Raw genomic sequence first — 22034 nt, forward strand, 5'->3', positions numbered from 1 at the left:
ATTTAAGATATAACTGAAAGCAGTTGTTCTTTTTCGAAGATTTCGCCTTCGTTGTTGATTGGTACAACATCAAGATAGTCAAATGTGTTGGTGATGATGACCATTGTTGCTGTGTTGTAACCAGCTTCTTCGATTGCAGCAACATCCGCTACGACAAGAAGATCTCCAACTTCAACGCGATCTCCTACTGCCATTTTAGGTGAAAAGTGTTTCCCTTTCAACTCGACAGTATCGATACCGATGTGAATCAGTACTTCTACACCACTATCTGCTTTGATACCGATAGCGTGATGAGAACTTGGAAATACTGTGATTTCTCCAGCTACTGGTGCAACGAATTGGTTGTTTGTAGGTTTGATCGCAATCCCTTTACCCATGATTTCTCCAGCAAATGTTTCGTCTGGAACATCTTTAAGGGGAACGATTTGACCTGTTACAGTTGCGAAAATATCAGATGGTTTTTTGTTTTCATTATTTGCTTCTACAACTGCTGTTGCTTTTTCTTCTGGTTTATTTTCTACAGCTGCTGCTTTAACTGGTGCAGTAATCGTTTCTTCGAAACCTAGAACAAGCGTTAGTACGAACGCTGTAACGAACGCAATAACAATACCGATTAATAGATAAATCACGTTCCATGCATCTTGTGAATCGATGAATACAGGAATCATTGGAAGGCCAGGGACTCCAGTACCGTAAGCACGAACCGACATAAAGACAACAAAGGCTCCACCTAATCCACCACCAGCCATTGCTGCATAAAATGGTTTTTTCAGTTTCAAGTTAACCCCGTACATTGCTGGCTCTGTAACCCCAAATGAAGCAGAGACTCCAGATGACGTTGCTAATTGTTTCATATTTTTATCTTTTGACTTGAAAGCTACTGCTAATGCTGAACCAGCTTGCGCAAGGTTGGCCATTAACATAACGGGAATAATGGTCGTATCAAATCCAAGAGTAGCTAAGTTTTCTACCACAAGAGGTAAGAATGCATAATGCATTCCGGTCATGATCAGTAGTGACATCGTTCCACCAAGAATCAATCCTGCAAATGGTCCAGTGTTCATGAATAACCAGTTAACCCCACCGGATAGGGCATTACCAATATACGTTCCAAGGGGTCCAAGCACCACAAGTGTAATAGGAATCGTGATTACAAGGGAAACTAATGGACTAAACATCATTGAAATGACGTTTGGCATCCAAGAACGGACCCATCTATCAATATAAGAAAGTAACCATACACCTAAAATAATTGGCACTACAGATGAACTGTAATTGATGTTTGGAAGATCAATTAAGCCAAATAAGCTTAAGGGTGTTGCATCTGTTCCAGCTGCATTCAGAATTGTCGGGTACATTAATCCACCCGCAACGGTTAATGCCAAGAACTCGCTTGTTTTGAATTTCTTCGCTGCTGATACTGCTAGTAAGAATGGTAAGAAATAAAAAACAATGTCTGAAATTAAGAATAAGATCTGATAAATATCGCTTGTGTCTGACATTAAGCCTACTGCTACAAATAGTGCTAAGAATCCTTTAAGTAATCCCGTACCGGCAAGTGCTGGTAAGATTGGTGAGAAGATTCCAGAAACCACGTCCATTAATTTAGAAACGATGCCTTCGTTGTTGTTCGCTTCTGTTGGCTCATTTGAAGACGCGCCACCCAATTCTTTTTCTAATTCTTCGTAGACATCTGACACACGGTTTCCAACGATGACCTGGAATTGGTCTCCTGAAAATTGTGCGCCCATGACGCCGTCTACATCTTTGATTTCATCTAGTTTAACTTGGTCCTTATCATTCAAGTTAAAGCGTAGACGTGTAACGCAATGCCAAACATTGTTGACATTTTCTTTTCCGCCTGTAAGTTCGAGAACTTTTTGAGCGATTTCTTTGTTTGAACTCATTTGTTTCCTCCTGTTAATGGTTTTTACTGCAGTTCGCTGCAGTGAGGGTAAAATACTGGTAAAAAAAATACCAAATATTTTCTTATATACAGGAAATAAGCCTATATATAAGAAAACATTTGGTAATGCCTGATCGAATCAGTGACAATCCTTAAGTGTTTTCTTTATCGATTCTATTGGTCACTCGGAAGATATGCAGCGTTAAGTAAAGCATTTCGTCAGAAGACAATTCCCAGCCTTCTTGCTTGTTTAAGAGTGTTGAAACTTTTTCAGCAGCTTCATAGGCACGTTGATACGTCGCCTTGACCGCTTCGATGACCGTCTTGTCGATACCTTCGTGATGCATCGCTTCTCCGTGGGTCTGTCTTATGATGAAATACCTTAAGTGCGTTAGGAAACGAACATAGTTGAGTGAATCTTCATCTAGTTCAACCTGGAAGTGATATTTAATGACTTCAAGGATTCGATTGATGAGCTTCGTCATTTTAACCGTGTTCTCTAATTTCCCTTCGTCATTTTGTGCGTTTACAAAATGATACGTAATAAAGGTTTCTTCGCTTTTAGGTAAGGTGATGTTTAGTCGTTTATTGATGGTTTCGATGGCTTTTAGCGCTGCCTGATATTCTTTAGGATAGAGTTTTTTAACTTCCCAACGCAGATTTTCAGTGTATTCTGCGCTTTCTTGGGTTCGTTTTAAAGCGTAGTTTAAATGATCTGCTAAAGTGATGTAATTCCGTGTACTAAATGTGATCTCTAAGTAAGTTTCTGCTTCTTTTGTAACGTCCGATACGACATCAATAATCTCTGGATCCATACTCGCAATCGTTTGCAACAAATCGATTTGGCCATGAGTAGGTTCTGCAATAAAGCGTCGGTCAATCATCTCTTCGTCGACTGGTTCGCCTTTAATAGCCCCGAATCCAATGCCTTTTCCAATGACGATCCATTCGATTCCTGTTGAATCTAGAACTAATGCAACGTTATTATTGAATTTTTTCAAAAATTCCACAGGTACCCTCCTCATTTTGAACAAAAAAATAACCCAAATTGAACACATCGGTACCTACCGGTGATTTCAGATTTAGGTAATGCCTGATCGAATCAGTAACAATCCTTCAATTAACTCACTTAAATAAATATAACATGAGATAAAAGCGCTGTAAACCTTCTTTGGTCTATTTTGCTCATATTCGTATTAGATTATGTGAATTCTGGCTGAAACGCTTAACTTCTTCGTGCTTGAATTCTTCTATAGTATTATCGGACACTTCAGTAAATCCTTAATACTTTCAAAAGCTTTCTTTGTAAACGATCAAATCATAGATCTTTCGCATTTGAATAACGCTTTGAGCATACCTTGCGTTTTATAAGATTCCTTACCGGTTGTTTCTTAAATCAATGGGTTTTGCGTTCCGATTTTTCATTAATCGTCTGTTTCTTAAACCTTTTTTAAATACCATAATTTCTTTTGACAAATGAATGAGCATTCATGTATAATCCAACTATACATATGAGTGAGTATTCATTTGATTAACATCACTTACTCTACCAACAAATTTTAGAAAAGGATGATTCTCATGCACAATCCACATTCTAGTACAATCAACCCGAAAAGACCGGCTATTAAAAGTGAACTGCAATCTCCATCTCATGAAGATCATGGTCGCTCTCCAGTCCTATTTTATCTGTTTGGATTAATCGTCTATTTGATTGCGCTCCTCGGTTCTTTCAGCGCAGTTCTGACGGATATTTTCTTTGTAGTAACCATGCTCGCTTCTGGATATCATGTACTCGCTGAAGGTATATCCAAAACTGTAAAGGAATCAATTGCACGTAAAAGATTCTATCCAAATGTTCATATTTTGATGGCGCTAGCGGCTCTAGGTTCTTCCATCATTGGTGCGTTCGACGAAGGTGCATTGCTGATACTGATTTTCGCAGGCGCGCATTTTCTAGAAGAATATGCTGAAGGAAAAAGTAAGCGAGAAATTACGAATCTACTGCAAATGAATCCAACAGAAGCTAGACGAATACTTGAAAACGGTGAAACGGAACTGGTGTCTGTTTCAGATTTAGCGATTGGAGATCAGTTACGTGTTTTACCGGGTGATCAAGTACCAACCGATGGTGAAATCGTTTCTGGTTCCGTTTATATAGATGAGTCCGCTATTAATGGAGAAAGTATGCCACGTGAAAAAACGGCCGGAGATGAAGTATTTGGTAGCACGGTCAACGGTGATGCACCTTTCACGATGACAGTCACGAAAGATAGTGAGGATACAATCTTTGCCAAAATCATTGCATTGGTTGATCAGTCACAGTCAAATCTTTCTAAAACAGCGACGACCATCAAACGAATCGAACCAATCTATGTAGTTTCTGTCATGATTGTTGTTCCGATTTTCATTTTGTTCATGCCTTTCGTTTCAAATTGGGATTACTCAGAAAGTTTTTACAGAGGAATGATTATGCTGGTGTCAGCCTCCCCTTGTGCATTAGCAGCTAGTGCCGTTCCGGCAACCTTATCCGGAATTTCGAACCTCGCTAAACGAGGCGTATTATTCAAAGGTGGATCCTACTTGTCGAACCTGACAAAAACTAAAGCAGTCGCCTTTGATAAAACGGGTACTTTGACCCAAGGAAAACCAGTCGTTACGGATACGTATTTTACCGATACTGAACAAACAAAAAAATGGAAACAACTCATTTTAGCAATGGAAAAACAAGCGAACCATCCTCTAGCTAAAGCGATTATAGAAGCCTTTAAAGCTGAAGGAACTAGTGCGACAACTGAATTAACCGTTCAAAACGAAATCGGAAAAGGATTGACTGCTCAAAGCGACGGCAAACAGTACCGGATCGGAAAACCGTCCTTATTTAATCAAATTCCTGAAAGGATTCAAGACCGAACAGAAACCTTGGCAAAAGCTGGAAAAACGGTCGTTTACTTTAGTGAAAATGACCTAGTCGTTGGATTGATTGCTATGATGGACCTCCCAAACGACAATGCTGCGGGTGTGATTGACTACTTGAAAGCTCAAGGCATTCATACAACGATGATTACAGGAGATGCTGAACAAACCGGTAAAGCCGTTGCGAACCTTCTTTCAATTGATGAAGTTGTCGGAAATGTCTTACCCGAAAATAAATCTCAAATCATTGAAGAACTGCAGAAGTCTCATGGTGAAACCGTGATGGTTGGTGATGGAATCAACGATGCTCCAGCATTGGTTCATGCAGATATTGGATTTGCGATGGGTGACGGTACAGATATTGCAATTGATGTGGCTGATGCCGTTATTATGCAAAATGACTTGACGCGTTTTCAATACGCTCACCAACTTTCTAAAAAACTGAATCGAGTTGTCTGGCAGAATATTGCTTTCTCCATGTTCGTAGTGGTATTACTTGTTACATTAAATCTTCTCGGACAAGTCGATATCGGAATAGGCGTCCTTGCACATGAAGGCAGCACAATTCTCGTTATTTTAAATGGTCTGCGCCTTCTATTACCACTTAAAACAAGCTGACAAAAAGCCATCGAATGGAGATTCGATGGCTTTTTCAATTTAATTCCTTATCGATTGTTTCTCTTGTATGCGTCATGACTTGTTCGAGTATTTTGAAGACGTGATCATCATCTAGACTGTAAAAAATCGTTTTCCCGTCGCGTCTTGGCTTTACGAGTCGATTCTTTTTTAGCGTACTCAGTTGATGAGATATCGCTGACTGATGCATATCGAGTGCCGCAGCGATATCTCCTACGTTCATTTCTTTCTTTTGCAGTAAGAATAAAATAGACAGACGCGTTGGATCACTGATGGTTTTGAAAAACTGACTAACCGGTTGCAGCATTGCTTTATCGATGTCGACGTTGTGGCCGTCTAGCATGTACATTCTCCTTTTGACGCCTTCTTCAGCAGTTACTGACTCAAGCGCTTCTCTTTCGTAAGCTTATTATACTATTACTGAAAATGAATATACAAGGACCGAATCAGAATTGAATCATCTCCGCTTTACGTTTCATTTCATCATTAATCGAGCTCTTTTTCGAACGCAACACAAACCTATAGAGTATAAAAAACAGCGCCACATCGATGTGAGGCGCTGTTTTTAACCTAATTCAAATTTAGTCTTTTGTTTCTAACCTTCTATTTTCAATCATTTCTTTATACCAGTAACCCGACTGTTTCATCGAGCGATTCAAATCATTTTCGATGTCGATACGAACGAGTCCATAACGGTTTTTGAAGGCATTCATTGGTGAAACGCAGTCAGTGAAGGCCCAAAGCATGTAGCCTTCACAGCTTGAACCTGCCTCAACGGCTTTCAGTAGCCATGAAATATGTTCTCCTAAAAATTCAATGCGGTACTCATCTTGCACGGTCCCTTTATCGTCCATAAACCGTTCTTCTTGTTCAATCCCCATACCGTTTTCTGTGATTAGCCAAGGGATATTATTGTACTCTTCTTTGATACGCATTGCCATATCAAACATCAATTTTGGATAGATTTCCCATCCTCTTGACTTATTCATGCGTCTTCCGGGCAGTTCAAAGGAATCATAGTATTGTTCTGGATGGAAAGGCGTCTCTGAATTCCAAGCGTGTTTCGGCGCTTGTACACGTTTTGGAAAATACAAATTGATGCCTAGATAGTCCACCGTATTTCTTTTTATAATTGCGAGTTCTTCTTCATCATGATCAAACAAGATCTCATGCTTCTTGAGTAGTTCAATCAGTTCTTCAGGATAGACGCCCTTTACAGCCGGATCCAAAAATACTCGGTTAAAGAATAAATCAAAGATGTGTGCAGCTTTTTGATCGGCTTCTGAAGATGAACGAGCATAAGTGACTTCCGGATTCAAAATCGTTCCGATACGACCATCATAATTTCCTTTTCGGTAAACTTCTACGGCTTTAGCAGTCGCCAGTACTTTATGATGATTCCACTGCATCCATTTTTTTGTATCTTGTTCGTGGGGCCATCTGATGGCATCCAGATACACTCTTGTCTGCACGACAACGGGTTCATTAAAAACAAACCAGTTCTTTACTCGATCAGCATATCGTTCAAAAGCGATCTCTGCGTAGTTAGTGAATAATTCGACCACTTTCTTCGAACTCCACCCGTCATAAGTTTCTAGCAGATATGCAGGCAGTTCGTAATGTTCTAGGCATAACATCGGCTCGACGCCGGCTTTAATCAAGGCATCAATCATATCGCTGATATGTTTCGCATAATCTTCGTCGACCGTCAATGACTCGTAATCCGTAAAAAATCGTGACCAGTTGATACTCGTACGGTAATGCGTCAAGCCAATTTCCTGCATATGATCAATGTCTTCTTGATATTTCTCCATAAAGTTTGTTGCGACGTCTGGACCGTAACCTTCGTGCCAGACAAAGTATTCTTCTTTGTACCAGGAATCAAGATAAGAATCCTGTCCTTCTTTCTTCCCTTGCCAGCCTTCTGTCTGCCAAGCGGACGATGCTGCACCTAATATAAAGTCTTTTGGAATGTTCTGAATCATCTAATCTCTCCTCTATTTTTACTGAACGCTTTCTTCACCAAACTGTTCTTTTTCAATGTCTTCTACTTTTGTTTCTTTGTTCGATACTTTAATAAATGGTAAGTAAATCAATACAGAAACGACGATACAAATCAGTTGTGTGATAACTGCGCCCCAGTCTCCTGCTGTTGCGATCCAGGCACTTAGAAGTGGTGGTGTTGTCCATGGAATCATGACGACTGCTCTACCTGCAAAGCCAATGGATGTTAGGAAGTAAGCAATGGTTCCTGTAACTAGTGGTGTGATGACAAAAGGAATAGCAATAATCGGATTTAAAACAATTGGTAAACCAAAGATGACGGGTTCATTGACATTAAAGATTCCTGGCGCAAAAGATAGCTTACCAATCGAACGAAAATCTTCTCGTTTACTCCCAATAAAGATGGCAATCAATAATCCTAGAGTCAATCCTGACCCCCCAACCGTCATGTAAATATCCCAAAAAGGCATATTGATAATATTGGGGATGGCTTCTCCCGCTTCAAAAGCTTGTGTATTTTCAGCAATAGCCGCTAATAAAATGGGCTCTCTGATGGGTTTGATGATTTGGTTTCCGTGAATCCCAATGACCCAGAACAATTGAGAAACCAGCATCAAGACAAGTAGGCCTGGTAGACCTTGTACGATGTTTTCAAGCGGGGCTTGAACGAGATTATAAATAATGTCGTAGATATGCATACCTGTAATCGCGTTAATTGCAAACCCAACAGCTGCAACGATGATGATTGTAAAAACCGTTGGGATCAATGCTGAAAAAGAACGTGATACGTTTGTTGGTACCGAATCTGGCATTGAGATCTTCAACTTATCTTGTTTCCCTAACCAGGTATACAATTCAATAGAGCCAATTGCCACAATCATTCCTAGGAACAAGCCACCTGAACCCGTATAGTCTCTTGAGATCACGTTCGCTGCTTCAAAAGTTTGATTGTCTACAACCATGTCAATCGTCGTAGGAATAATGGCTATATAAGATAAAGCTGCCAAGAGTCCTGGAAAGTGTCCATCTAGATTGTTCAGCTTGGCCATTTCATTCCCAATTAGAAACACTGCACCTAGTGCCATCATGTTCATTGTGGCATAGTTGACCATTTGAGACAGTGGTTTTAGTCCCTCTAACCAAGCGAGCCAGCTGATTTGCGCAAGGCCATTGGTACTATCAAACACCATATTTGAGAATAAGGTCGCAAAGGCACCTGTGATAATAATGGGTAACAACAGTGTGAACGCATTTTTAATCGCTATGATGTATTTATAGCTATTGATCTTATACGCTACTTGGTTTAATGCACTAACAAATTTACTATCTTCCAACATCTTTTTTCCTCCTCTATATATTATGTAATGGCTTTCAAAAACAGTTTAACGCGTTATGGGTAAAATGTAAAGATAAATATATAATTTGTATATACAAATTTTACGTATTAAAAAAGAGCTGCTCGTTTAGTAACCGAACAACTCTTTCTCTAAGCTATTTTATTTTAACCCAACACTCAATTGCTCTGGTTCTCAAAGGACATTTCTACCATATCAAAGCGGTGATGAACAACAGAATATTCAAATGGCGTACCTGAAGTCAAGTACATAATTTTTTCTACTTCTAAAACGGGATCGGTTTCTTTACACTTTAAATGAACTTGATCGAGCTTACTTGGCTTTGCAGCTCGAACAATTTGTCTATTATCCTTGAAGGATATTCCAAGTTCTTCTCGGATAAAGCGGTAAACAGAATCCTTTAAAACATCTTCTGTTATTCCTGGTATCAAGTGAACAGGTACGACAGTATTTTCAAGTGAATACGGTCTACCTCCTAAAATTCTTAAGCGCTGATAATAGTAAACAGGTGTTTCACGGTCAATCAAGAGTTGAAGCTGTTCTTTCTCATCGGGAAAGCGCACAGTAAAAGTAATCACTTGACTCTCAAGTTTAACTTCTTCTTGTATTGCGGTCGTTAAGCCGACATTATGCCCGATTTGAATACTTGTTTGTGCTTTAAGCAATGCGTTTCGTTTTATGTACGATCCAGATCCTTGGATGGTATAGAGTAGCCCCGCTGCCTGAAGTAAGTCCAAAGCTTTTTTGATAGTTACTCGGCTTGTATTGAACTCTTTTGCGAGTGTTTGCTGGTCGGGTAATTTCTCGTCGACCGTATAAATTTGATCATTGATTCGTTTTTTAATGGTTTCTGCAACTTCTTTATACTTCGGCATCTAACCTACCCTCCTCTATTGAAACCTTTTACGTTTCGTAATTAAAATAGTATCAGATTTATCAAAAAAATACTAGCTGATCAAAAGGCTGATGTTCCCTTTTTATTAAGATAAAACAAAAAGTCAGGTGCCACATTTAAGGAACACTGACTTTGAAAGTCTTTTAAAAGTATTGATGGACTAACCGGTTTAAATAGGTAAAGGACACATCACTCAATTGTAACTGGGATAAGTGATACAAAATAGCTAAAATGGATGCAAAAAATACTACTTGTTCTACTAGTCCACCTGTTGAGTAATAAAATATTTCAAACCCAGACTGAAATCGTTTTTTAGATATGGGCTGTAACCAGGCGATACCTTTTCTGGAAAATGAATCTTCAACTAGATGCGCTAGATATCCAAAGCTGAACCATTGAATCAGTTCAACTGGAAAAGATATCCAGCTAGCTAATAAGTAGAATAGATAAGAGATGGCTACTAGTCCAAGCAGACTATGCGTCAGACCACGGTGGCCAAATAACCCGTTGATGCCACCACTCACACCTTTCATGCGGTGCCCAATATAAGAATTTGGTTCGTCAATATCTGGAAAGACTGTTCCTATCGCTAGTAGCGCAACGCCACTTACAGTCAGCGCTTGGGCTGAATCCATGATAGGGAGGGCAACAGCGAAGGTTGTTGCTAGGTGCGTTTTGTATCTCACTTACGGTTACTCCTTCAGGTTCAAACAAATCATGCAGTGAAGATTTATCGAATAGTCGTTATTGTGTTTCTAGTTTATTGCTTGTTACTTTTCGCCATTTCGTCGTGATGACTTTCCAAATACGCATCAGTATCCATATCAAGACATAGCTTACAGCACCAACAAAAATGACCATGATTGGAATCGACAAGACGGGTGTCGCAAAAGTTGTATTGATGCCTCTGTCCCAGATTAAATCTCTAACGAGTACATGAATCAAATAAATGCCAAAAGAATATTTAGAAAAATGGACAATCGTCTTTTTCACCCGATCTGATAATTCGACCGGCTCCATTGCGTACTTGAACCAGACAAAGGTTGCTATCGCTGCAAAAAATACATTTGGCGTTAAATATTCATAAAATAGAGAATACATCACACCATCTTGCATGGAGCGAATGGCTGTACCAATGATCGTAACCGCAAAACCGCCCAATCCAAGTAGATAAATGCCGTAGCGCCAATTCTGTTTCAATTGGACTTGGTTCAGCACATATCCGGCCATAAAATAACCTGCATAACCAAGCGTAATATCGACATTTAAGCCATTGTCGACGACGGTTGCCGTTGACCTAACTGGAAATTGATTGATTGTTGGAATTAAGATCCCTACGACGAAACTCACGAGCAGGAAGTATAGGGCGAGTTGTTTGTCTCGTGTGAGCGGTCTGAGGAGTGGTGTCATAATGTAGACCTCAGTTAAGCGGTACAGGAACCACAAATGGAAGTAGCCTTGTACGATTTCAAGCATGGTTTGGTCGACTTCATCCACGATTGGCTGATCCGGTTGTCTGAATCGGCTCATAAAGACGTAGATGATGGACCAAAATAAAAAGGCTCTAACAAGTCGCCAGATATATTTTGTATACATTGTTTTAGGTTCTAGTTCTTTTTTGGGATCTAGAAAAAACATGCCACTAACCATAAAGAGTAGTGGGACACAAATTCGACTGATGCCATTGAGTACATTCATAAACTGCCATTGATACGTATCCAAATCATAGCGGTGCGTATCTTTTGAGATGACATGGATCAAGATGACCATGACGATGGCCACAATTCTCAGAACGTCTGCAAACCAGACTCTTTGCTTCATAAGATGATTCTCCTCGACTTTATTGTAAAAATATCATATCAGAAAATCTAAGCTAGAACGTATTCATAAGTGCTGGATAAAAGAGACCATTAAAAAATCTGGGAGCGACGAAAAATGAACCGTTTCAAACACGGTCGATTTCCCGTACTTCCAGATTTAACAGATTCATTTAGTAGAACGATCTTATACACCTTTTTGCTTGGTTAGAATTTTAGGTCCTTCTTTTGTAATGGCCAATGTATGTTCGTACTGGCAGCTTAACGAACCATCTTTCGTACGTGCTGTCCAGCCATTGCTGTCCATTTTTGATTGCCATGTTCCAGTATTGATCATCGGTTCAATCGTGATGACCATGCCTTCTTTTAAGCGGATACCTTTGCCAGCTTCTCCAAAATGAGGAATACTTGGTCCTTCATGAAGGGTTGGTCCAATGCCGTGTCCTACAAATTCACGAACGACAGCATATCCTTCAGCTTCTACGTATGTTTGAATTGCATGACCAATATCTCCAATACGGTTACCCAACTGAGCTGCTTCGATTCCTTTGTACAAGGCCGTCAAAGTAACATCCATCAGCTTTTGTACGTCTTCTGTCGCGCCACCTACTGCATAGCTCCAGCAAGAGTCTGACAAAGCACCGTTCAAATTAATGACCATATCTACTTTAATCAAGTCACCTTTTTTCAGTTTCTCGTTACGTGGAAAGCCGTGACAGATTTCGTCATTTACACTGATACACGTTGCATATTCGTAGCCTTCAAATCCTTTTTGCTCAGCTGTTGCGCCGTGCTCTTTAATAATCTTTTCTACATACTGGTCAATATCCTTACCTGTGAGCCCAGGCTTAATAAACGTTCTCAATTTCTCATGGATATCAGCGAGCACTGCACCTGACTGGTCCATTGCTTCAATTTCTCTAGGTGATTTTAATGTAATCACATAATCAGTCCCCTTGTTGTCTAAACTTAAAGTCACCAACTATTATACCGAAAATTTGTTCATTTCGGAACCTTATCTTTAAAGGTTATCAGGAGAAAGACAATTTTTTAAGTGTTTATCAGCACCCTTTAATGTGGTGTTCGCTTTTTAAACAGGCATTGCTATTCAGATAAATCGATTCCTTGTGCTTCAAAAAAGCGTACGGTCTGATCTTTATGTCGAGCATTTTGTGGAACCATCACAATCATATCTTGTGTCGCATCATGATTATTGAAAAATGGCACTGCATTGGTAGAGATGCCAATCACATTTTCAGTTCCCTCAGAATATCGTAAGTCTTCTTCATCAATGCCGTTAATATCTATTCCTTGCATACTTTGATCAGAAGCAAAATTTTCAAAAGCCACTTCTGACATTAAGATCAGATCATATTCAGCAGCCGTTAGTTGTGCAAAAAATCGTTCCGCCATTTGACCTTCAGGTGTCACAGTTACAAACATATCGCCTTCTTCCTCTTCTGGATCCACTAACTGCTTTAAATCTGAACTAAGCGCTTGTTCTTGTTCGGAAGTTGTTTCAGGTCCTAATACCCCGATGTTAAAAGAGACTTGAGGTCGAGTCAGCATTTGCACAACAATATAAATCACAAACAAAATCGCTGCAATTGTCCCAAAAACATGCCATTTATAGTATTCCCATAAGTAATCAAATTTCTCTTTTTTTGTGTCGTTCGATTGCAAAATTTCTTTCACTTGTGTCTTTGCCATTGCTCTTCAATCTTCCTTTTCTACAAGTTTAATAAAATAGTTATCCGCTTTCAGTCTATCATACCATTTTCTATCTTTTGGCGAGTGAACTTTATGTGAAAGTTCGATTATTTGATTTTGCACAATTTAATTTGTATACTATGTTAGTTAGATATACTTTACTTGATGATTTGTGTATTTTTGTTATATTCAATTACGTAAGAGCACATTCATCATTATTTAAACTAAACGAAAGAAGGAATATCAATGAAAGCCATTGTTATCGAATCATACGGCTCAGCCGATCAATTAGTCGAAAGAGATGTACCTAAACCAGAAATCACGGAAGATCAAGTCCTTGTTGAATTACATGCGACATCCATCAACCCAGTAGACTGGAAAATGCGTGAAGGTTACCTCAGCAGCATGATGCCATTCGAGTTCCCAATTATCTTAGGATGGGACGCAGCAGGTATCATCAAAGAAGTTGGCGCAAATGTTCAAGATTTCGCTGTTGGAGATAAAATTTTCTCTAGACCAGAAACAAACCCTCGCGGAACTTATGCAGAGTATATTGCGATTGATAAAGAATTGCTTGCACCCATGCCAGAAAATGTTTCTTTTGGTGAAGCAGCTTCTATCCCATTAGTTGGGGAAACTGCTTGGACTGCTTTAGTCGAAATGGCTGAAATCAAAAAAGGCGATAAAGTCTTGATCCACGCAGGTGCTGGTGGTGTTGGTAGTGTAGCGATACAAGTTGCAAAATCATTTGGCGCTACTGTTGCCTCTACCGCTAGTGGCGATAACGCAGCTTACTTGAAAGAACTAGGTGTAGATACCTTCATCAATTATAAAGAAGAAGACTTCGAATCGCTTCTGTCAGATTATGATATCGTTTTTGATACTATGGGTGGCGACATTCAGAAGAAAAGTTTCAACGTCTTGAAAAAAGGTGGTTCTCTGATTTCAATCACAGACGAACCGGATAAAGAACTTGCAGAAGAAAAAGGCATTAAAACAGGCTACTTCTTCTTACAACCAGATGGTAAACGTCTAGCTAAACTGGGCGAACTGATGACTAACGGAAAACTTAAAGCTACTGTTGGTGAAACATTCCCATTCACTGAAGAAGGTTTAAGAGAAGCACACCGTTTGAGTGAAACGCATCATGCAAAAGGTAAAATCGTCATCAACATCAAATAATCTATCTAGAAGAGGTCTCCCAATGGGTAGGCCTCTTCTTTTTAAATAGATGAAACAATTCTTATATTCCATCACTTTCTTCCCTCCCCTTTCTTTGCTATACTGTTTTAATGAGAATGAACAGAGAGAGGATGGACTGACATGCCTAAAGTAATGATCGTCTACGCTAGCCTGACCGGAAATACAGAGGAATGTGCTGAAATCATTGAAGCGGCCTTTGAAGAACTTGGAGCAGAAGTTGAACTTGTCGAAAGTTTTTCAGCTGACCCTGAGGACTTTGAAGACGTTGATATTACAATCGTCGGAACGTACACGTACGGAACAGATGCCAACTTACCTGACGAAATCGTAGACTTCTATGAAGAACTCGAAGAAGTTGATTTGAGCGGCAAAATATACGGAACGTTTGGTTCAGGAGATACTTTTTACGATAAATTCTGCCAGTCCGTTGATGACTTCAATGACCAGTTCGATAAAACCGGTGCAGTCAAAGGCGCTGATAGTGTAAAAGTCGATTTAGAACCAGAAGAAGCTGATAAAGAAAAGCTGGGCGCTTTCGCGAAAGCACTTTTTGAATCTTACGAAAATAGTCAATCCTAATACCAAATCATCCGCATCGACGACCTGTGCTTATCAGGTTTGATCGATGCTTTTTTTAATTCATCCATTCTCTGAGTTTCAATCATTCGCACTCCTGACTTTCTTGGTGTATACTTTTACTTATTCATAAATAGGAAAGAGGAATGTAAAATGTCATTAACAGATACGTATAAATTGAAAAATGGTGTAGAAATTCCTGTAGTTGGTTTTGGTACTTGGCAATCTTCTGAAGAAGATGCTGAACAGTCGGTTATCTGGGCACTAGAAGCTGGATATCGCCATATCGATACAGCCTCTGCTTATAAAAATGAGGCAGGCGTTGGTCGCGGTCTTAAAAAAAGCGGTCTAAATCGTGAAGATGTTTTTGTTACTACTAAACTAGGTAACAATGATCACGGATACGAAGAAGCGAAACAAGCTATCCAAGATTCTCTTGAAAAATTAGATACAGATTATATCGACCTATATATTATTCACTGGCCGAATCCAAAAAAATTCAGAGATAACTGGAAAGAAATGAATGCTCAAAGCTGGCGTGCAATGGAAGAAGCTGTTGAAGCCGGAAAAATCCGTGCATTGGGTGTTTCTAACTTCCACCCTCATCATATCGACGCTTTGATGGAAACAGCTAAAATCGAACCAACTCTGAACCAGATTTTACTGAACCCAAGTGCTATGCAAGACGAAGTTGTGAAATACAATCAAGCTCATAATATTGTTTCTGAAGCTTATAGCCCACTAGGAACAGGTAAAATCTTTGAAGTAGACGAATTAAAAGAATTAGCTGAAAAATATGATAAGTCTATCGCTCAATTAGTCTTGAAATGGAGTCTACAACACGGATTCCTTCCACTTCCTAAATCTGTACACGAAAAACGTATTCATGAAAATGCTGATATCTTTGATTTTGAAATCGAAGATGCTGACATGAAAACAATCGATGGACTTAAAGGAACTGCTGGAGAAGCACCAGATCCTGATAACGTATCATTCTAATCTAACTCCACCTAAAAAGGAGCATTCTGAATTTAATCAGGATGCTCCTTTTTTAATGTTATTTTCTCTTGTAAAAAAATTGATTAGCTCCTAGTAAAAGTAAACCTAGAATTGAAATCACAGCGCCTAGCTTAAGCAAAGGTGTCTGATATGTTAGGGTTACTGTATTCTCACCTTCAACCAATGGTAGTCCGACGAAGCCTAAATTGACTTTTACTGGATCTACTGCTTCTCCATTGATTGTTGCTTGCCAGCCTGTTGAATAAGGAGTGGTTGTAACCAACATTTCAGAACCAGCACTATTAATCGTTCCTTCTACTCGACCCTGCTCAAAGGTAGAGATCTCCATTGCGCGTTCCTTGCGGTCAGCCGCTTCTTGATTAAGCTGCTCGCTATCAATCGGTTTAGCATGTAATGATATATGATCGATTTCGTATTCTCCAGGTCGATTGAACTGGATCTGAACTTGATTGTCTGTTCTTTCTTCTGCATATCCCAAATTAATCAGCATCGATTCTCTATAGAAATAAGAACTGAAACTTAAACGATCCGCTTGATACACACTCTTTCCTGACTCTCCATTTGATGCATTCACTCTATAATTCGTTTGTTGCCTTAATAGAGGCGATTCATTTAGGGGATGATACTTCAATCCATTTAGTCTGACGTAGAGTTCTGCGTTATTCATTAATTCTGGTCTTTCAACGGTCAAGGTTAGATTGATGCCTTTTCCTTGCGTTATATAACGCTGATTTTCTAGCTTCACTGGCGTTTCTTCAGATACCGTTAAGTTGTATGCCAGTTCTTCTGTGACTGGTTCAGTATCCATTGGCGCTAATTGCGATTTTTTGAATGCTGCATCTTCTAAGATCACACCTTTTGAGAGTAAAGCTTCTCTTTCGAGTGCGTTTCTTTTCATTAAATCAGACTCTGCAATACCTTGATCAACTGCATAAGCAAATGGGTAAGTATTTGCCGTCTCCGCTTTAATAAAGGTTTCATCTGAATTCGTTTCAATTACCTCATATCCATAAGGTAGTAGAGGTTCATTTTCGGTCGAAGTGATAATAGATTGAACACCTAGAAACTGATTCAACTCTGTTCGGTCATCTACACCATTTCTAAGCGGTTGAATGGTTTGATACGTACTGATCTCCATTGCTCTTGCAAACTCAGACACGCGCCCATTTGAAATAGAAAGATAAGCATTCAACCCCCTCGTGTCCAAATAAATCAATTGATTTTTAATTTGATCATCCGCATAGGTCACACCGACTCGGTTAACCTCTCCGTCACGATTCGTTAGATCTGATGACTCTGATTGCTCTAAGCCACCCAAAGCTTGCTCATAGAGATCATCAACCGTCCCATAGTCTAATACATTAGAGATCATATTCCCACCAAAAGGATAGTAATAAGCCGCGGTATTCAGCCCCATATTCAAAACGACCAGACTTAGAATCATTCGATTCCTTGATACATTGTCAGTAACTTTTGCTGAAAACATGACCCACCAGAATGCCCAGCCAATTAAGACTGGCACAAGCATATAGCTAGTCAATACTTCTGGAAACACAAAAGCCAATAGAGATAGTAAGGTATAACCTGCTAAAAGCAAAGCGGATTTCATTTTTGCATTCGGCGCGAATCGTCCATTTTGATCAATTAGATAGGCTCCTGCTAGAGCCATAAAAAAAGCAAAGACGAATGAAAAGCGATTATACGGACCTGATAGGCCGTTCATAAATGATCCAAAAAACGGGAACAGTAAAAACACAGTGAGTACGGTCAAAATGATTTTAATAGCATTGAATCCTGCATTTTTCTTGACTGAAACTAGTGCTACAAATGAAAGTAATGAAAATCCACCAATTGTCCAGAAATAACTTCCCGGTGAAATAGCATGTTTGAATAGTGCAAGATAGTACTCTAGTGGATAGATAAACCAATTAATCTCTATTCCACCAGGACTTCTTGAAGAATTCAAAAATCCGTAAACGATCGGAATAAAAACGACCGCAGCAATCATCAACCCAATAATATAAGCAATGGTCGTTCTCAAGAAAGCTTGCCAGAATGCTTGTGTTGCCTTATAGATCATAAAGTAGCGAACCACTGCATATAATAGAATCAGAATCGTCAATTTATAGAAGAAATAGAAATTACTCACTGCACTAAGCGTAACAGCAAGGGTAAACACTGCACTAGATTCTTTTTTAAGGATCTTCTCTACCCCTAAACAGAGTAACGGGTACCAGATTAGCGGTAATACAAAGAACGGATGCCTCGACATACTAAAAATGCCGTAATTGGCGAATGCATAGAGAATGGATCCTACTAGCCCAGCCTGATGCGAAAACTGCATTTTTCGAGCGTAGAGTAAAAATACTGCACCAATACTCCAAATCCTTAAAAAAATCAGTGCATGATAGGCAAACTCTGTCATTGATTCTGGAAATAGTAAGCCCAGATAGACGAATGGATCTCCGATCACATAATAACCATAAGACTGAATCACATCGGCACCCATGCCAATCGTCCAGTCCCACATCGCAAATCCTTGTCCATTAAAGAGGGCTCTAAGTTTTTCTAGATAATCATGAAATAATAAGTAATGTTGGGTATAACCATCTGTCGTCCAAATAAAAGACGCTCCTGCTGAAAGAAAATAGGCACCCAAAACTGCTGCCATCATTCCGATGAACAAGACCGTATAGATTAAAAGCGTTCGCTTAGTGATTTGTTCTTTGTAGGACTGTCTTACTGCGCTCATTTTAGCCTTCTTTCTGTTTGAAAATAAACCACTTACTGAAGACGTAGTTGACAACAACGACGATAAATTGTGTGATTATTTTTGAAACATTTGTATTGATAGTCAAGAAATCAACAAGAATAAACATACTAAGCATGTCGAATACTCCAGATAACAATCTGAATCCTACGAACAAATAGAATTCTTTGAAGGCTTCACCTTTACTTGCTGATTGTGATTTAAATACGTATAGTTTATTAGTTACGAATGCGAATAAAATGGCCGCAACAATGGATATCGCATTTGCATAGAGATAGGGTACATTTAAAACCGTATCAAATAGGTAAAATACGGCAATATTTACAATCGTTGCGAGCACACCGAAGAAAAGATAGTTAATGACTTCTTCGTATTTTTTATAAAGTTCATGCACTTGATTAATCATGTTGTTCTCCCTTATCTACATCGCTTTGAGACGATTCTCTAATAAAGTAAGGCGGTCTCCCCTTAGTCTCTACGAAGACCCTTCCGAGATATTCTCCGATCACCCCTAAAGAGATGAGTTGAATGCCTCCTAAAAATAGAATCGCAGCCAACAGTGTCGGATAGCCGGCAACGTTTGTACCGTATAGAATGGTTTTAACGATTTCAACTGCTAGAAACACAAAAGCAAAAACAGAAATCGCAAAGCCGATATAAGACCAGACTTTTAAAGGGACAGTACTATAAGAAGTAATGCCATCAATAGCTAACTTGAAAAGATTACTGTAGTTCCATTTTGTTTCTCCCGCTGCTCGTTCTTCAGCAAAATAAGTGATTTCTTTTTTCTTGAATCCAATCCAGCCGTACATTCCTTTTGTATAGCGTTCTTGTTCTCTTAGTTGTCTCAAGGCAATGATACATTTCTTATCCAGCAAACGGAAATCTCCGGCTTGAGGAATCACTTTTTCTGGTGTCATTTTCTGAACGACTTTGTAATAGGTTTTTGAGGTCCATTCCTTTAAGAAAGACTCGCCCTCTCGTTTTTTTCTTACAGCGTAGATATCTTCATAACCTTGTTCCCACCAGTGGATCATTTCTTCCATGATTTCGGGTGGATGCTGAAGATCTGCGTCCAAAATTACGATGCCATCTCCTGTTGCATAGTCAAATCCTGCTAGCATAGCTGTTTCTTTACCAAAATTTCTCGATAAATCAACGTACTTCATGCGTGGATCTTGCTTGTTTAATGCTTTTAATATATTCAACGTTTCATCGGTACTTCCGTCGTTCACGAACAAAAACTCAAATGCATAGCGATCTAATTTCTCACTGACTTCATTCAGTCTTTCAATCAGCTGGGGAAGTACTTCTTCCTCATTATATGCAGGAATAATGACGGACAATGTTTTCATGTTGTTTCCTCGATTCTATTTTACCATTTTATTTATTCGTCAAATCCTCTTCCATATGAAGGGTTAAAAGGTTTGAATTGCTTATCATGTAAGGCTTTAGCAGCCGCTGCTGCCCAATTTGGATTTCTGAGTAGTGGTCTACCTAGTGAGACTATGTCCGCTTGACCAGATTCCAGAACATAATTTGCTAAATCTGGATCACCTAGTTTCCCCACTGTTGAAATCAAAAGATCTGAGTGTTCTTTGAAATGACTTGCAAACTTTGTCTGATAACCAGGATAAATGGCGTCCGGTTTTCTAGGCAGCAGTCCGCCGGTCGATACATCAACAACTTCCACTTCCAGTTCCTTTAACCAATGATTGATCTGGTCGTATTCTTCAAGTGTTGTGCTATTTATATCATAGTCTGTTGCAGAGAATCGTACCCAGATATTTCCAGTATAAACGGTCTTGGTCTGTTCTATGATTTCTTTTAGTAATCTGAAACGGTTCTCTAGTGATTGAGCCCCGTAGGTATCCGTTCGTTTATTTGTTAATGGAGAGAGAAATTGGTTGATTAGATAGCCGTGAGCAGCGTGGATTTGAATGGCGTCAAATCCTGCTGTTTCTACTCGTTTTGCAGCTGATTTAAAATCGGTAATGATTTTCTCGATCCCAGTTTCTGTCAGTGCGTCTGGTGTTCGGTAAGCATCACTGTATGCTAGTGCGCTTGGTGCAACGGAATTTGGTGCATCTTCTGCTTTTCTTCCGGCGTGGGCAATTTGGATACCGACTTTACTGCCGAGTTCGTGAATGGTGTTTACTAATTTTGTTAGTTTCACTGTTTGTTTGTCATTATAAATTCCAAGATCTTGGTTTGTAATGCGTCCTTCTTCTGAAACGGCCGCTGCTTCAAGGAAAATCAGTCCGACCCCACCGATTGCCCGGCTGGCGTAGTGTGCGTCGTGAAAGTTGGTCAATTCTCCGTCTTCTTTATGTACGGCATACATGCACATGGGTGCCATAACGATTCTATTTTTAAGTGTTAATCGATTCAGTTGAATCGGTTCGAATAATTTAGCCATGTTTTACACTCCTAAGTTAAAAAATTCAATCGTTACCCATTTTATCATGTTCACGATCAGAAGTGTTAGCATATCGTCGTGTCTTCATCAAATCATCATTTAATCAAAAAAAGAAGACACTCCGAAATATCGGAGTACCTTCTTTTTTGAGCGATTAAGCTAATAAAGTTAAGCTGGTATTTAGAATATCCTTAACTTTCTGATTGATCTGATTTTGATCATACTGTATTTTCCCTTGTGCTACTAGCATAGCTACCCCTAGTACGCTAGGCCAAAGAATATTTAGAAACGGAAGAATATTTTTCTCATCGTATTCTGAATCCGTTTCTTTCAAAATCTTTTCAATCATTTCGTAAGAATAGTTGTGAAGCTGGACGACTTCCAGCTCTCTATCCATATAAATTGCTGAAAAGAGTGTTGGTTCTTTTTTGGCGAACAGTATATACTTTTCACAAACTTCTTCAAGTGGATCAGTAGTGTGATGACTATTGAACACCGTTTCAGAAAGATACTGCTTTATATACTCTAGTAAGCCAACTTTCAAGTCTTCCATATTTTTAAACTCTTTATATATCGGTTGCGTTGACGAGTTCATTTTAATCGCAATTTGTCTTGCTGTAAACTGACTAAAACCGCTCGATCGTAAGAGTTCCATAGAAGCATCCAGTATGTTTTCTCTCAATATCGTCCTTTGTCTTGGCACCTTCTTTGACTCCCTCAAAAATTTTTTTTCTACCTTACTAAGCTATATAACCACATAAGTATAACATGATTAACATGTATTTAAAAGTTAATTTATACTGTATAATC

General features: G+C 39.2%; 19 protein-coding genes. 4 read left to right on the forward strand and 15 right to left on the reverse strand.

Annotation, left to right across the window (positions count from 1 at the left end; translation table 11 throughout):
- Positions 1 to 2: 2 nt before the first annotated feature.
- Together VXN63_RS04015 and VXN63_RS04020 are read right to left on the reverse strand one after the other, a co-directional pair.
- Complete coding sequence (locus tag VXN63_RS04015) at positions 3 to 1907, reverse strand: beta-glucoside-specific PTS transporter subunit IIABC (protein WP_327756686.1); 1905 nt, start codon at positions 1905 to 1907, stop codon at positions 3 to 5.
- A gap of 151 nt (positions 1908 to 2058) precedes the next feature.
- Entirely contained in the window at positions 2059 to 2916 is an 858-nt protein-coding gene (locus VXN63_RS04020; RefSeq protein ID WP_327756687.1) for a PRD domain-containing protein, read from the reverse strand.
- 568 nt (positions 2917 to 3484) lie between these two features.
- Here VXN63_RS04020 and VXN63_RS04025 point away from each other — a divergent pair.
- On the forward strand, positions 3485 to 5437 hold the full coding sequence (locus VXN63_RS04025) for a heavy metal translocating P-type ATPase (protein ID WP_327756688.1): 1953 nt from the start codon (positions 3485 to 3487) through the stop codon (positions 5435 to 5437).
- Positions 5438 to 5471: 34 nt separating this feature from the next.
- Here VXN63_RS04025 and VXN63_RS04030 read toward each other — a convergent pair whose 3' ends face one another.
- From VXN63_RS04030 to VXN63_RS04065, 8 genes are all read right to left on the reverse strand, one after another.
- Complete coding sequence (locus VXN63_RS04030) at positions 5472 to 5798, reverse strand: ArsR/SmtB family transcription factor (protein WP_327756689.1); 327 nt, start codon at positions 5796 to 5798, stop codon at positions 5472 to 5474.
- Between the two features lie 238 nt (positions 5799 to 6036).
- Positions 6037 to 7440 carry a glycoside hydrolase family 1 protein gene (locus VXN63_RS04035; RefSeq protein WP_327756690.1) on the reverse strand — a complete coding sequence of 468 codons (1404 nt, stop codon included), beginning with the start codon at positions 7438 to 7440 and terminating at the stop codon, positions 6037 to 6039.
- 18 nt (positions 7441 to 7458) lie between these two features.
- Entirely contained in the window at positions 7459 to 8796 is a 1338-nt protein-coding gene (locus VXN63_RS04040; RefSeq protein WP_327756691.1) for a PTS sugar transporter subunit IIC, read from the reverse strand.
- Between the two features lie 176 nt (positions 8797 to 8972).
- The gene (locus tag VXN63_RS04045; RefSeq protein WP_327756692.1) at positions 8973 to 9689 is read right to left on the reverse strand and encodes a GntR family transcriptional regulator; all 717 of its coding nucleotides are present in this window, start codon (positions 9687 to 9689) and stop codon (positions 8973 to 8975) included.
- 163 nt (positions 9690 to 9852) lie between these two features.
- Complete coding sequence (locus VXN63_RS04050; RefSeq protein ID WP_327756693.1) at positions 9853 to 10395, reverse strand: metal-dependent hydrolase; 543 nt, start codon at positions 10393 to 10395, stop codon at positions 9853 to 9855.
- A gap of 58 nt (positions 10396 to 10453) precedes the next feature.
- Positions 10454 to 11530 (reverse strand): acyltransferase, encoded by a 1077-nt coding sequence (locus VXN63_RS04055; protein WP_327756694.1) that lies wholly within the window; start codon positions 11528 to 11530, stop codon positions 10454 to 10456.
- 183 nt (positions 11531 to 11713) lie between these two features.
- Positions 11714 to 12469 carry a type I methionyl aminopeptidase gene (gene map / locus VXN63_RS04060; protein ID WP_327756695.1) on the reverse strand — a complete coding sequence of 252 codons (756 nt, stop codon included), beginning with the start codon at positions 12467 to 12469 and terminating at the stop codon, positions 11714 to 11716.
- Positions 12470 to 12630: 161 nt separating this feature from the next.
- On the reverse strand, positions 12631 to 13236 hold the full coding sequence (locus tag VXN63_RS04065; protein ID WP_327756696.1) for a hypothetical protein: 606 nt from the start codon (positions 13234 to 13236) through the stop codon (positions 12631 to 12633).
- 246 nt (positions 13237 to 13482) lie between these two features.
- Here VXN63_RS04065 and VXN63_RS04070 point away from each other — a divergent pair, with 246 nt between their 5' ends.
- From VXN63_RS04070 to VXN63_RS04080, 3 genes are all read left to right on the forward strand, one after another.
- Positions 13483 to 14418, forward strand: a complete 936-nt coding sequence (locus VXN63_RS04070) for an NADP-dependent oxidoreductase (RefSeq protein ID WP_327756697.1) — start codon at positions 13483 to 13485, stop codon at positions 14416 to 14418.
- Between the two features lie 141 nt (positions 14419 to 14559).
- A complete protein-coding gene (locus tag VXN63_RS04075; RefSeq protein ID WP_327756698.1) occupies positions 14560 to 15018 on the forward strand; it encodes a flavodoxin in 459 nt (152 codons plus the stop codon).
- A 150-nt stretch (positions 15019 to 15168) separates the two neighbouring features.
- Positions 15169 to 16014 (forward strand): aldo/keto reductase, encoded by an 846-nt coding sequence (locus VXN63_RS04080; protein WP_327756699.1) that lies wholly within the window; start codon positions 15169 to 15171, stop codon positions 16012 to 16014.
- A 58-nt stretch (positions 16015 to 16072) separates the two neighbouring features.
- Here VXN63_RS04080 and VXN63_RS04085 read toward each other — a convergent pair whose 3' ends face one another.
- The 5 genes from VXN63_RS04085 to VXN63_RS04105 all read right to left on the reverse strand — a co-directional run bounded on the left by VXN63_RS04085 (position 16073) and on the right by VXN63_RS04105 (position 21927).
- Positions 16073 to 18787 (reverse strand): YfhO family protein, encoded by a 2715-nt coding sequence (locus tag VXN63_RS04085; RefSeq protein ID WP_327756700.1) that lies wholly within the window; start codon positions 18785 to 18787, stop codon positions 16073 to 16075.
- A 1-nt stretch (position 18788) separates the two neighbouring features.
- Positions 18789 to 19211 (reverse strand): GtrA family protein, encoded by a 423-nt coding sequence (locus VXN63_RS04090; protein ID WP_327756701.1) that lies wholly within the window; start codon positions 19209 to 19211, stop codon positions 18789 to 18791.
- Entirely contained in the window at positions 19204 to 20160 is a 957-nt protein-coding gene (locus tag VXN63_RS04095) for a glycosyltransferase family 2 protein (protein WP_327756702.1), read from the reverse strand. Before VXN63_RS04095 ends, VXN63_RS04090 begins: the two co-directional genes overlap by 8 nt.
- Positions 20161 to 20192: 32 nt before the next feature.
- Positions 20193 to 21224 (reverse strand): NADH:flavin oxidoreductase/NADH oxidase, encoded by a 1032-nt coding sequence (locus tag VXN63_RS04100; RefSeq protein ID WP_327756703.1) that lies wholly within the window; start codon positions 21222 to 21224, stop codon positions 20193 to 20195.
- Between the two features lie 154 nt (positions 21225 to 21378).
- On the reverse strand, positions 21379 to 21927 hold the full coding sequence (locus VXN63_RS04105; protein WP_327756705.1) for a TetR/AcrR family transcriptional regulator: 549 nt from the start codon (positions 21925 to 21927) through the stop codon (positions 21379 to 21381).
- Positions 21928 to 22034: the final 107 nt, after the last annotated feature.

Origin of the sequence: Marinilactibacillus sp. XAAS-LB27 (assembly GCF_036039175.1) — a bacterium.
In the GTDB taxonomy this organism is placed as follows: domain Bacteria; phylum Bacillota; class Bacilli; order Lactobacillales; family Carnobacteriaceae_A; genus Marinilactibacillus.

What these genes read in the sequence shown, in the direction of transcription:
- VXN63_RS04015 (WP_327756686.1), bottom strand. Translation starts at nt 1,907, where the DNA reads ATGAGTTCAAACAAAGAAATCGCTCAAAAAGTTCTCGAACTTACAGGC.
- VXN63_RS04025 (WP_327756688.1), top strand. Translation starts at nt 3,485, where the DNA reads ATGCACAATCCACATTCTAGTACAATCAACCCGAAAAGACCGGCTATT.
- VXN63_RS04030 (WP_327756689.1), bottom strand. Translation starts at nt 5,798, where the DNA reads ATGCTAGACGGCCACAACGTCGACATCGATAAAGCAATGCTGCAACCG.
- VXN63_RS04035 (WP_327756690.1), bottom strand. Translation starts at nt 7,440, where the DNA reads ATGATTCAGAACATTCCAAAAGACTTTATATTAGGTGCAGCATCGTCC.
- VXN63_RS04040 (WP_327756691.1), bottom strand. Translation starts at nt 8,796, where the DNA reads ATGTTGGAAGATAGTAAATTTGTTAGTGCATTAAACCAAGTAGCGTAT.
- VXN63_RS04045 (WP_327756692.1), bottom strand. Translation starts at nt 9,689, where the DNA reads ATGCCGAAGTATAAAGAAGTTGCAGAAACCATTAAAAAACGAATCAAT.
- VXN63_RS04055 (WP_327756694.1), bottom strand. Translation starts at nt 11,530, where the DNA reads ATGAAGCAAAGAGTCTGGTTTGCAGACGTTCTGAGAATTGTGGCCATC.
- VXN63_RS04065 (WP_327756696.1), bottom strand. Translation starts at nt 13,236, where the DNA reads ATGGCAAAGACACAAGTGAAAGAAATTTTGCAATCGAACGACACAAAA.
- VXN63_RS04070 (WP_327756697.1), top strand. Translation starts at nt 13,483, where the DNA reads ATGAAAGCCATTGTTATCGAATCATACGGCTCAGCCGATCAATTAGTC.
- VXN63_RS04075 (WP_327756698.1), top strand. Translation starts at nt 14,560, where the DNA reads ATGCCTAAAGTAATGATCGTCTACGCTAGCCTGACCGGAAATACAGAG.
- VXN63_RS04080 (WP_327756699.1), top strand. Translation starts at nt 15,169, where the DNA reads ATGTCATTAACAGATACGTATAAATTGAAAAATGGTGTAGAAATTCCT.
- VXN63_RS04085 (WP_327756700.1), bottom strand. Translation starts at nt 18,787, where the DNA reads ATGAGCGCAGTAAGACAGTCCTACAAAGAACAAATCACTAAGCGAACG.
- VXN63_RS04090 (WP_327756701.1), bottom strand. Translation starts at nt 19,211, where the DNA reads ATGATTAATCAAGTGCATGAACTTTATAAAAAATACGAAGAAGTCATT.
- VXN63_RS04095 (WP_327756702.1), bottom strand. Translation starts at nt 20,160, where the DNA reads ATGAAAACATTGTCCGTCATTATTCCTGCATATAATGAGGAAGAAGTA.
- VXN63_RS04100 (WP_327756703.1), bottom strand. Translation starts at nt 21,224, where the DNA reads ATGGCTAAATTATTCGAACCGATTCAACTGAATCGATTAACACTTAAA.